The 11330-nt window shown below is 71.9% G+C and carries 11 protein-coding genes and 1 pseudogene; 4 read left to right on the plus strand and 8 right to left on the minus strand.

Features of this window, described 5'->3' with window-relative positions; genetic code table 11:
- Positions 1-83 precede the first annotated feature (83 nt).
- Positions 84-383 carry a DUF1876 domain-containing protein gene (locus tag AOK00_RS23530; RefSeq protein ID WP_055602287.1) on the plus strand — a complete coding sequence of 100 codons (300 nt, stop codon included), beginning with the start codon at positions 84-86 and terminating at the stop codon, positions 381-383.
- Between the two features lie 212 nt (positions 384-595).
- Here AOK00_RS23530 and AOK00_RS23535 read toward each other — a convergent pair whose 3' ends face one another.
- Entirely contained in the window at positions 596-1216 is a 621-nt protein-coding gene (locus AOK00_RS23535) for a CBS domain-containing protein (protein ID WP_055602288.1), read from the minus strand.
- Positions 1217-1450: 234 nt separating this feature from the next.
- On the opposite strand from AOK00_RS23535, the gene AOK00_RS23540 reads away from it, so the two are divergent.
- Positions 1451-2737 (plus strand): YncE family protein, encoded by a 1287-nt coding sequence (locus tag AOK00_RS23540; protein ID WP_055602289.1) that lies wholly within the window; start codon positions 1451-1453, stop codon positions 2735-2737.
- Positions 2738-2797: 60 nt separating this feature from the next.
- On the opposite strand, the gene AOK00_RS23545 is transcribed toward AOK00_RS23540, so the two are convergent.
- The 5 genes from AOK00_RS23545 to AOK00_RS23565 form a co-directional block, all read right to left on the minus strand.
- Positions 2798-4861, minus strand: coding sequence for a discoidin domain-containing protein (locus AOK00_RS23545; RefSeq protein ID WP_063886643.1), 2064 nt, complete (start codon positions 4859-4861; stop codon positions 2798-2800).
- Positions 4862-4996: 135 nt separating this feature from the next.
- Positions 4997-5590, minus strand: a complete 594-nt coding sequence (locus tag AOK00_RS23550; protein WP_055602290.1) for a TetR/AcrR family transcriptional regulator — start codon at positions 5588-5590, stop codon at positions 4997-4999.
- A gap of 49 nt (positions 5591-5639) precedes the next feature.
- Entirely contained in the window at positions 5640-6218 is a 579-nt protein-coding gene (locus AOK00_RS23555) for a 3'-5' exonuclease (RefSeq protein ID WP_055602291.1), read from the minus strand.
- Between the two features lie 92 nt (positions 6219-6310).
- On the minus strand, positions 6311-6982 hold the full coding sequence (locus AOK00_RS23560; protein ID WP_055602292.1) for a GntR family transcriptional regulator: 672 nt from the start codon (positions 6980-6982) through the stop codon (positions 6311-6313).
- An 81-nt stretch (positions 6983-7063) separates the two neighbouring features.
- On the minus strand, positions 7064-8260 hold the full coding sequence (locus AOK00_RS23565) for a CaiB/BaiF CoA transferase family protein (RefSeq protein ID WP_055602293.1): 1197 nt from the start codon (positions 8258-8260) through the stop codon (positions 7064-7066).
- 136 nt (positions 8261-8396) lie between these two features.
- On the opposite strand from AOK00_RS23565, the gene AOK00_RS23570 reads away from it, so the two are divergent.
- Positions 8397-9605 (plus strand): acyl-CoA dehydrogenase family protein, encoded by a 1209-nt coding sequence (locus AOK00_RS23570; RefSeq protein WP_216822264.1) that lies wholly within the window; start codon positions 8397-8399, stop codon positions 9603-9605.
- Positions 9606-9753: 148 nt separating this feature from the next.
- On the opposite strand, the gene AOK00_RS23575 is transcribed toward AOK00_RS23570, so the two are convergent.
- Both AOK00_RS23575 and AOK00_RS23580 read right to left on the minus strand, forming a co-directional pair.
- The gene (locus tag AOK00_RS23575; protein ID WP_055602294.1) at positions 9754-10257 is read right to left on the minus strand and encodes an FBP domain-containing protein; all 504 of its coding nucleotides are present in this window, start codon (positions 10255-10257) and stop codon (positions 9754-9756) included.
- Between the two features lie 64 nt (positions 10258-10321).
- Positions 10322-10975, minus strand: coding sequence for an aminotransferase class I/II-fold pyridoxal phosphate-dependent enzyme (locus tag AOK00_RS23580; RefSeq protein WP_437441440.1), 654 nt, complete (start codon positions 10973-10975; stop codon positions 10322-10324).
- Between the two features lie 73 nt (positions 10976-11048).
- Between AOK00_RS23580 and AOK00_RS23585 the strand changes: the two are divergent.
- A pseudogene (locus AOK00_RS23585) lies at positions 11049-11330 on the plus strand (hypothetical protein); the annotation flags it as partial.

Genomic DNA, 11330 nt, shown 5'->3' on the forward strand with positions numbered 1-11330 from the left:
TCGGCGCGCGCCGATGGATCCTGGAGGTATCGGAAGGGGCCGCGCCTCGGTCGCGCGAGGCCGGCTGTGCGAGGAGGCAGATCATGACCCGCACCCTGGAGTGGACCGTCGGCGTGGAGCTGGTCGAGGAGGACGGCAGGACCAAGGCCGAGGCTCGGCTCCTGACCGGCAACTCGACCCTCACGGGTCACGGCTCCGCCCGCTGCAACCCGTCGGACGTCGACGTTCCGGCGATCGGTGACGAGCTCGCGGCGAGCCGGGCGATGAAGGACCTGGCCGGCAAGCTCATGCGCGAGGCCAACCGGGAGATGGAGGCGGTGGGCGCCGGTACCGTACCCCAGCGCACCGGACCCGGATACGGCTGGCCGGAGGCGGTCTCCTGACCGGCTCGCGGGCGTCTGCGGGGTGAGGACCCGGCGGCCCGTGAGCAGGGCGCCGGGGCCGGGGGTGACTGCGCCCTGACCAGGCCTCGGCCTCCTCCTGTGTCGGTTTCTCGTCCTTCCTCCGCGCCTGGCTCGTTTCCCTGGGCCGGGCTCTGGGCTCCCTTGTGCCGGGCTCTCGTGCTCCCCCCGCGCCGGGCTGTGACGACCAACCCCTACGCCGACCGGACCCCGCCCTCGGCGTCGCCCGCGTCCTCGTACGTCAGCCGGTCCTCGACCTCCACCACCCCGTCCACGGTCTCGCACAGCCGGACGAGGATCGGGCCGATCCCCGCGCGGTCGAGCGTCCCGCTCAGCGTCACCCGGCCCTCGTCGACGTCGATGTGGACGGCGGAGGGGGAGAGCCGCAGGATGCGGACGACCACGTCCTCGCGGATCTCCTCCTGGATGGACCGGTCCCTCCGCAGGAACAGCTGGAGCAGGTCGCTCCGGCTCAGCACCCCGATCAGCTTCCCCTCCGCGTCGACGACCGGCAGCCGCTTCACCCGGTGCCGCTCCATGAGGCGGGCCGCCTCGACGGCCGTCCAGGAGGGCCTGGCCGTCACGACGGGGCTCGACATCATGGCCTCCGCGGTGCTCGGCCCGTCCTTCGCGGTGTGCCGCCGCAGGAGGTCGGCCTCGGAGACCACGCCCACGGGCCGGTTCTCGTCGTCGACCACCGGGACGGCGGTGATGCCGTACTCGTCGAGGAGCCTCGCGATCTCCTTGAACGACGTCCCCGGCTGTACCGCGACCGCGGTCGGCGTCATCAGGTCGGCGACACTGCGGTGCCTCATCGTCCGTTCCGTCCCTTCTGGGTTCCGGAGTCCATGATCTCCTACCGGGCGCCGGAGCGGGACGAGGGGGCGACAGGGACTTGCAGGACCTGTCATGTACATGGTTACTTCGGGTAAGTCACGCCTGCAGTCACACCTGGAGTCACGCCGCACGTCACGTCCCGAGCCACGTCTGCGGTCATGTCCGCGGCCACCTCCCAAGTCAGCCCTTCGAGCCGGAAGAAGGACCCCCGTATGCCCTCTCCCCGTCCGTCGTCCACCCGCCCCCGGCGCCTCGCGGCCGCCCTCGCGGTGGCCGTCGCCCTCGTCGCCACGGCCGGCGGCACCGGTTCGGCCGTCCCCGGACCGGCCGCCCCAGCGGCGTCGGCGGCCACCGGACTCCGCGAGGCGATGTTCGTCGGCAACAACTGGGACGGAACGGCCGACGTCATCGCCGCCCGGGGCGACTTCCACCGCATCGGCCGCGTGAACGTCATCCCCGACAAGGAGGAACGCCTCCGCGAGATCTATCTGAACCCCATCAAGCTCGCGTTCTTCCTCGGTGTCCGCAGCGGCCCGGGGGAGGGGCACGACCAGTTCGTCGACGACATGTACGCCACCCCAGACGGCTCCTCCATGGTCGTCTCCCGGCCGAGCTTCGCCGACGTCGTCTCCCTCGACCTGCGCACCGGCCGGATCAACTGGCGCTTCCCCGTGGCCGGTTACCGCGCCGACCACATGGCCGTGTCGCCCGACGGCACCCGGGTCGCGGTCTCCGCGTCCACCGCCAACACCGTGCACGTCCTCGACATCGGCACCGGGCGCGAGATCGGCTCCTTCAAGACGGGCGACAAGCCCCACGAGAACGTCTTCACCTCCGACGGGCTCCTGTGGAACATGTCCATAGGCGAGGTCACCACCGCCCTCGACGCCCCCTGGCTCGACTGGACCAAGGGCGACCGTCGCATCACCGTCGTCGACGCCACGACCTTCAGGACCGTCCGCGTCATCGACATGCGCGAGCGGCTCGACGCCTTCGGCCGCGGCGACCTCTCGGACGCCGTCCGGCCCGTCGCCTTCACCCCGGACGAGAAGAAGCTCTACCTCCAGGTCTCCTTCTACAACGGCCTCCTGGAGTACGACATCACCACCGACCGCATCACCCGGGCCAAGGTCCTCCCCGGCAACCCGAAGACCGACCCCGACCGCACCACCTGGGTCAACGACTCGCGCCACCACGGCCTTTCGATGAGCCCCGACGGCAGCAAGCTCTGCGTCGCGGGAACGATGGACGACTACGCCACCGTGGTCGACCGGGCAACCCTCCAGGAGGGCCCGCTCGTCGAGGCGTCCAAGCCGTACTGGGCGACCGTGAGCGGCGACGGACGGTCCTGCGTCATCTCCGAGAGCGGCACCGACCGGGTGACCGCGATCGACTTCGCCACCGGCCGACGCGTGGCCTCCGTGGACGTCGGCGACCACCCGCAGCGCGTGCGGCTCGCCCGAATCCCGGCCGACTGGACGGGTCCCAGCGGGAGTTGAGGACCGGCAGTGGGGCCGGTCGGATCACGAGGTGATCCGACCGGCCCCACCTGTTCGTGCTCAGGCTCTGTGCACCGCGACCTCGTAGAGCGAATAGCCCCACTGGGTCGCCCGCCGCTCGCCGTGGATCCGTACGTAACGGGCCGACGTCGACGGGAACTCCGCCGTGTCGTACCCGCCGTCACCGGCGTCCGTGGACCACACCGTCCGCCAGTCCGTGCCGTTCTCCGAGACGTCGATCCGGTACTGACGCGCGTACGCGCGCTCCCAGTCCAGGGTGACCCTGCCCACCCTGCGGACCGCCCCGAGGTCCACGCCCAGCCACTGGTCGTCCGACCAGTCGCTGGCCCAGCGCGAGCCGGTGTCGCCGTCGAGGGCGCGGCCCGGCGCGTAGCTGACGAACGGGTTCCACTCCGAGGAGCTCGCCGAACCCGGCGCGCCCTTCGCGAGGTTGACCCCCGGCTCGTGGTTCTCGGTCGCCTTCCAGGTGGTCAGGTACGACTCCGCGCCGGCCGCCAGCTCGTCGACGACACCCTGGCCGCCGCTGAGCCGGATCTGCTCGACCCAGTCCGGCACCAGGCCGTTGTGCGCCGCGCCGTCGGTGTTGAGGTCCCACGTACGGTCGCCCGTCACCTGACGGTCGATCACCGAGCCGCCGTCGAAGCTGCGGAAGGGGTACTTCACCGCGTTCGGCGCTCCGCTGCCCACCGGGGCGGGCCAGCCGCCGACGCCGTTCATGTCGGTGCCGTAGCCGAGACCGACCTTGTACTTCGCGCGCAGCGCGGCCTTCTGGCCGGCCTCGCCGACGAAGCCCTCCGCGCCGTGCATGTACTGGGCGACGAAACCGCCCAGCTTGTAGAGGCGCTCCGTCCAGTCCAGGTCCATCCAGCTGTGGCTGGACAGGACGCCCGGGTACTCCTCGGACTCCAGGATGTCGAGTGCCCGCCCGGCGGCCTTGACGCTCATGTGGTCGAGCTCCAGCATCATGCCGCGGTCGATCATGCCGCGCAGGGCGTGCTCGCCGAGCCGGGTCAGACCACGCGTGTTGCATTTCGCGTCGGAGGCGTACGAGGGGGTGCTCACGCCCGGCGGCAGCTTCGACGCCATCACCGGGGCGGCCGCGAGCCCGATCGGGTTGTCGTGCTGCGGGCCCGCGCACTTCTCCGTCGCCCAGAAGGTGCCCGTCGACAGGAACTGGCCGATGTTGACCGCCGTACCGATGGCGCCCGAGTCGAAGCGGACACCGCACAGCGCGTTGTCGAACTTGTGGCACAGGAACATGCTGCGGACCCCGAGTCCGTACAGCTCGTCGAGACCGCGGTCGATGTCCTCCTTGCTGCACTGCGCGACGTCGAGGATCTGCTTGCAGCCGAACGGCTCCGAGGTCTCGACGCCCAGGACGACCGCGAGCTTGCCCTGCTCGATCACCGAGCGCGCCTGCGCCGCGGAGGTGACGATCCGGAACCAGCCCTTGCCGGGCCCGCCGTACATCCCGTCGACGTAGTCCTGGAGTTCGTACGTCTTGCGGGCCTGGAGCCGGATCGACGTCATCTCGTCGCAGCTCCGGTCACGGGGCAGGATCGAGCAGATGAGGCCGTTCGTCACCAGGTCGTTGACGAGCACGCGCTGACCGCCGCGCCAGGCGCGCTCCACCCACGCGTAGTAGTTCTGCTGGTGCGTCAGGGAGTTGTGGGCGGGCCAGTCCTTGAACGTGGGCCAGCCGACCGGGTCGTGATGGCCGTCGGCCCCGCCGGTGATGTTCTCGAACAGTGCGCCCGAACCGTCGGGATAGTGCTCGGGACAGTCCTTGAGCGCCTCGGCGGCGCCCGCCGTGGAGAACGTCTGGCCGCAGATGAGCCGGCCGCCGAACCCCTCGTTGGACATCAGGTGGTTGTGCGCGTCGACGAAGCCGCGCACCTTCCCCCGCGCGTCCGTTCCCGAGAAGGGCGCGCCCGTGACATTGATCTGCGAGTCGGCCGCGGGCCGGGAGGTGGGCTCCCACCACGAACCGCCGGCGGCGGCAGCGGGGACGGGACCGGAGCCGAAGAGGACGGCGGCCAGGGCGAGGAACAGCGCGAGGAGGGCGAATCTGCCGCCGGTCCGGCGCGAAACGGGTCGAGTCATGGTCAGCGATGCCTCCGGACGGTGGGGGAGTACCGGGCGCCCCGAGGATCGCGGTGTTGGCGGAGTGAGTCAATAGTCCGGGACAGATGACCTGTTGATGGTCATGAGGCTTCCCCCGAGCGCGGGGGCGAGCCTTCATCCGTCGATGAGGAGCACCAGTTGATCGGCCGTCAGATCGAGCAGGGTCGCCGCGGCCTTCTCGTCCCCGACCACCAGGAACTGGAGGGTGAGACCGTCGATCGCCGCCGCCAGGTACCGGGCGATCGTCTCCACCGGCACCCGCGGTTCCATGCCCCGCATCGCGCGCACCTGCTCGACGAGCGCGCTCGCCGACACCACGTACTGCTCGTACTGGGCGCGCGCCAGGTGCTCGAACCCCGGCTCCCGCAGGGCGTACTGGGTGAGGTCGTACGTCAGCATGTGCTCACCGGGGCGGGCCGTGACATGGTCCCAGTAGGACTGGAGCGCGCCCCGTACGGTCTCGCGCAGGGTCGCGCCCGGCTCGACCGCCGACATCACGCGCGCCACGTAATCGCTGTTGATCGTCTCGATGGCGGCTTCGAGGAGCGCCTGCTTGGACTCGAAGCAGTAGTGGAAGACGCTCAGCGAGACCCCGGCCTCGGCGCAGATCGACCGGGTGGTGGTCCGGGCGACCCCGTCCCTGGTCATGGCCCTGATCGCCGCGTCGACCAGCTGTCTGCGTCGTTCGGCCGACGGCATCCGCCCCATGGTTCCTCCTCGCGTCCGGCGCCAGGGTAACCGCAGGTCCCCGAGGCGCCTACGGAACGTCCACCGCGCCGGCCCGCGGCCACGCGTCCCGCTCCGCGAGCCGCAGCACCAACGCCGCGATGTTCCAGGCGTCGTCCTCGCCCCGGTGATGACGCCCCTCCAGCGGCAGCCCCGCGACCTCCAGGGCGCGCGCCATACCGGGGCGCCTGGGAAGGCCGTACGCCTCGGTGAACACGGCCTTCGCGTTGGTGTGGTGGCGCCCGAAGGGATACGGGGTGCCGGTGACCCGGCACTGGTGGGTGAACTGCTTGCGGTCGTAGTCTCCCCAGCTCGCCCAGGGCCGCATACCCGCCTCGTACGTGGTCGCGAGCAGCCGGCAGGCGGCGGCGAAGTCCAGACCGGTGTCGACCTCCGCCTGCGTGAGCCCGGTCAGCTCGGTGCAGAACGCGCTGACCTTCGAGCGGGCCGGCCGCACCAGGATCCGGTGCCGGGAGACCCGCTCACCCGCGCCCGGATCGACCACGGTCAGCCCGATCTCGATGATCTCGCTGACGGCGCCGGGCGGGCGTTCGCCCTCCCAGCAGGTCGCCTCGACGTCGACGATGTTGACCAATCCCCCGTGATGCATGGCGAGAAGCCTATCCGGTACGCCTGTTACGGTGCGCCGATGTTTTTGATCAGGGAGTTCCGGATGTCGGCGCTCGGCGCGGTACGTGAGCTTCACTCCCGTTCCAGGTCCAGGACCTCGCGCAAGGCCGCCACCGCGTGCGCCCGGTGCTCGTCCAACCAGCGGACGGTGGCGGCCTCGTCGCCGTGCCGGAGCGCGGAGATGACGGCGCGGTGCTCGCGGACAGCCTGCTTCCGGTGCGGGTCCTCGGTGTAGTAGAGCGAGCGGTACGCGTCGGTGGAATCCCACAGGGTCGCGATCAGGCGCACCAGACGCGGCATCCCCGACGCCTCGATGAGCGTGAAGTGGAAGAGCCGGTTCGCCGCCGCCATCGCCGGCACGTCGCCCTCGTCGGCCGCCTGCTCCACCTCGCGCTGGACGCGTTCAAGGGTGGCCACGATGCCGTCCGGCATCCGCCGTACCGCCATCCGTACGGCCTCCGTCTCCAGGAGCTCACGGATCCGGTAGATCTCCTCCAGATCGGCGAGCGAGAGCTCCGCGACGAAGTAGCCCCGGTGGATGTGATGGACGACCAGACCCTCGGCCTCCAGGGCCTTCAGTGCCTCGCGCAGCGGTACCCGGCTCACCTCGAACCGGGCCGCGAGGGCGTCCTGGCGGATCTGCCCGCCGGGCCTCAGCTCCCCGCTGGTGATGGCGCGCCGCAGTTCCTCGAGAACGAACTGCTGGGCGGTCTGCGGCCGCCGCCTCTGCACCGCGCTGCTCATCGCCTGTGACCTTCCGATCCCTCGTGCTGCCCACCGGACGATCTCTCCACCGGTGCCGACCATCTTCCTACGCGCGCGTGGTCACGGACCTCCCGTGGCGCTCTCCTCCGTCCGCCCCAGCGAGGCGCGCACACCCTCCGTGTGCTCGCCGAGGCGTGGGGGAGCGGCGCGGTACGTGGGCGGGGTCCCGCCGAGCCGGACCGGATGCGCGACCTGACCGGGTCCCGCGGCGGACTCCGGGACGCGCGGGGCGAGCCCCAGCCGGTCGGCGAGGTCGAACGCGGCGGCCAGGTCGTTGATCGGCCCGCACGGCACCCCGGCCGAGGTGAGCTCCTCGAACCAGCCGTCGGCGGTACGGGTCGCCAGCGGACCGGCGAGTGCCGTCACCAGTTCGTCCCGGTGGGCGACGCGGGCCGAGTTGGTCGCGAACCGCGGATCCTCGGCGAGGCCGGGCAGGCCCAGCCGCTCGCACAGGGCCCGGAACTGCCGGTCGTTGCCCACGGCCAGGACCAGAGGCCGGTCCTGTGCCTCGAACACCTCGTACGGAGCGATGCTCGGGTGCCGGTTGCCCATCGCGCGCGGCACGACCCCCGCCCCGAGGTGGGCGGCCGCCTGGTTGGTGAGCGCCGACAGGAGGGAGGAGAGCAGCGAGACCTCGACCCGCTGGCCCTCGCCGGTCCGCTCGCGGTGGCGGAGGGCGGCGAGGACGCCCATGCCCGCGTGCAGCCCGGTGATGACGTCGACCAGGGCGACCCCGGCCTTCGTCCCCGGTCCGTCCGGTTCGCCCGTCACGCTCATGAGACCCCCCATGGCCTGGACGAGCAGGTCGTAACCGGGCAGCCGGGCGCCCCCGTCGGTGCCGAAGCCGGTCACCGAGCAGTAGACGAGACCGGGGTTGGTCGCCCGCACGTCCTCGTACCCGAGGCCCAGCTTCTCCATCGTGCCGGGGCGGAAGTTCTCCACCAGGACATCCGCGCGGTCCACGATCGCGCGCGCCGTCGAGAGGTCGTCGGGGTCGGTGAGGTCGAGCGCGACCGAGCGCTTGTTGCGGTTGACCCCGAGGAAGTAGGTGGCCTCGCCGTCGGCGAACGGTGGCCCCCACGCGCGCGTGTCGTCCCCGGAACCCGGCCGCTCGATCTTGATCACGTCCGCGCCCAGGTCGGCGAGGAGCATCGTCATGTACGGCCCCGCCAGGACCCGGCCGAAGTCGGCGACGACGATCCCGGACAGGGCGCCGGCCGCCGTCGGTCCCGGCGTGCCCGGCTGGTCTGCGCGCATTCCGCTCTCCCTCAGTGGCGATCGGATCCCCTCGGACCGTAGGGCCGGGATATGGGATTTTCAATACTGGATCCAATATCCGATCTGGGGCTACGCTTCGCCTCGCCGAGTTGCCACAGCCGCCAGGAGGCCGTCCGTGAAGTCGTCGCAGTCGCCATCGTCGTCGCAGTCCAGCTCCGCCCCCGTCCACCCCTTCGACCTGCTCGCCGTCGACGGACTGCTGACCGACGAGGAGCGCGAGATCCGCCGGACCGTGCGCGCCGTCGCCGACCGCGAGCTGCGCCCGCACGTCGCCGGCTGGTTCGAGAAGGGTGAGATCCCCGCGCGCGAACTCGCCCGCACCCTCGGCGGCATCGGGGTGCTCGGCATGCACCTGGAGGGCTACGGCTGCGCGGGCACCAACGCCGTCGCGTACGGCCTCGCCTGCCTGGAGCTGGAGGCGGTCGACTCCGGACTGCGCTCCCTCGTCTCCGTGCAGGGCTCGCTCGCCATGTACGCGATCTGGAAGTACGGCTCCGAGGAGCAGAAGCAGCGGTGGCTGCCGAAGATGGCGGCGGGGGAGTACATCGGCTGCTTCGGCCTCACCGAACCCGACGCGGGCTCCGACCCGGGCGCCATGCGGACCAACGCCAAGCGCGACGGCTCCGACTGGATCCTCAACGGCACCAAGATGTGGATCACCAACGGCTCGGTGGCCGATGTCGCCGTCGTCTGGGCCCGCACCGAGGACGGCGTACGCGGCTTCCTCGTTCCGGCCGGCACCCCCGGGTTCAGTGCCCCGGAGATCAAGATGAAGCTGTCGCTGCGCGCGAGCGTCACCAGCGAACTGGTCATGGAGGACGTCCGCCTCCCGGCCGACGCCGTGCTGCCGGACGCCCGGGGCCTGTCCGGCCCGCTCGGCTGCCTCAACGAGGCCCGTTTCGGCATCGTGTTCGGCGCCCTCGGCGCCGCCCGCGACTGCCTGGAGACGGCGATCTCGTACGCCCGCGAGCGGACCGTCTTCGCCCGCTCCCTCGCCTCGTACCAGCTGACGCAGCAGAAGCTCGCCGACATGTCCGTCGAACTCGGCAAGGGCATGCTGCTCGCCCTCCACCTGGGGCGGCTCAAGGACGCCGGCACGCTCACCCCCGAGCAGGTCAGCGTGGGCAAGCTGAATAACGTCCGCGAGGCCATCGCCATCGCCCGCGAGTGCCGCACGATCCTGGGCGCCAACGGGATCACCCTGGAGTACCCGGTGCTGCGCCACGCCAACAACCTGGAGTCGGTGCTCACCTACGAGGGCACGAGCGAGGTCCACTCCCTGGTCATCGGCAAGGCGCTCACCGGCGAACAGGCCTTCCGCTGAGCCGGGCCGAAGGGCCGTCCTGACGCCGGCCCGGCCTGACGCGGGCTCTGCCTGCCTGGGCCCGGCCGACGCCGGCCCGGCCTGACGCGGGCGGCCGACCTGGGCCCGGCCCGACGTAGGCCCGGCGCGGGTTCGGCCCCACCCGGGCTCAGCCCGATGTCACCCGGGCGATGAAGGCGTCCAGGTTGCCCGTCAGACGGGCGACCTGCTCGTCGACCGTGAGGGACTCCTCCTGGCGCCGGCCGCGCAGTTTCGGCTGCCGCTTGCCCCGCACGTAGAGGGAGCAGGCGAGGTCGGCGCAGAGGTAGATCCCGACGGTGTTCCCCTCGCGGCCCCGCGGCCCGGCGAGCGGCGCCACGAGCAGCGTGACGCCGGAGGAGGCGTGCCCGGTCAGACACACCTGGCACATGCTCGACTTCATGGCGCTGGTCCGCCCCGCGGCCGGAACCCGCAGGCTCACGCCGACCGGACCGTCCGCGCGGGGGACGACGAGGTGGGCGCGGAGCGGCGCACCCGGGTCGACCCAGCCGAGGAAGTCCAGGTCCTCCCAGGGGAGTTCGGCGAAGTCGAGCGGCAGCTTGAGGCGTGCCGCCTCGCCCTTGGTGCAGTTCACGAAGGACGAGCGGATCTGTTTGTCGGTCAATGGTTCCACTCGGTGGACCGTACACGCACCTCGGTCGGGGGGCATCCGAATAAGCCTCCGAGGCGAGGGGCCCTCAGGCCACCCAGTCCGGCAGCGCCGGGTCGGTGAAGCGCCCCGGCGCCCCGTCGAGGGCCGCCGCGAGCCGTTCCGCCGCCGGTTCGTACACGTCCTCGGGCAGGGTGAACGGAAGGCGCAGCCGGTGCTCGTGCGTGCCGGGGTCCACACCGAACCGGGCACCGCCCTCCACCCGTACCCCGTGCCGCAGACCGCGGGCCGCGAGGGCCGAGGCGGCCGGGCGGCCCAGGTCGATCCACAGGCACAGCCCGCCGGGCGGCACCGTCCACCGCCACTCGGGCACATGGCGGGCCAGGGCCGAGGTCAGCGCGTCCCTGCGCCGCCGCAGCTCCGCCAGGCGCTTCGGCAGGATCACGTCGAGCCGGTCCATGAGGGCGACGGCCACCAGCTGGTCCAGTACGGAACCGGACAGGTCGGCGGTGATCCGCACCCGGGCCAGTTCGGTCACGACCCGGGACGCGGCCCGCACCCAGCCGACCCGGAGACCACCCCAGCAGCTCTTGCTCAGCGAGCCCACGGAGACGATCTGCTCGCTGTCACCGCCCGCGGCCGCCGCCGCGAACGGCCGCGGCGCAGGCACGTCGAGCGCGATGTCCGTCAGCGTCTCGTCCACCACCAGCCAGGTCCCGGTGGCCCGTGCCGCCCGCGCCAGGCGCGGCTGCGGAGCCTGCGCAACCTGGGAGCCTCGCGCCGCCGGCCCGCCGGCCCGATCCGCCTAGCTCTCCGTGACCGGAGCGGACTCGGGGCCCGAAGCGTCGGTCGACGGTGACGTGTCGTCCTGCGGGGTGGTGTCGTCCGGTGGTGTGGTGTCGGACGGCGGCGTGTCGGTGGGCGGCGTGTCCGGGGGTGAGGTCGGCGGCGAGGACGTCGGCTCCGTGGGGGTGAGCGTCGAGGGGCACGGCGGCGGCGTCACGCCGTCTCTCGGCGCGGGGGGCTCGTCGCCCGTCACCGTCACGCACGGCACCGGCGTCGGCGGGGAGATGGACGGGGACGCCGAGGTCGAGAGG

It is taken from the genome of Streptomyces aureus (assembly GCF_001418135.1).
Lineage (GTDB): Bacteria > Actinomycetota > Actinomycetes > Streptomycetales > Streptomycetaceae > Streptomyces > Streptomyces aureus_A.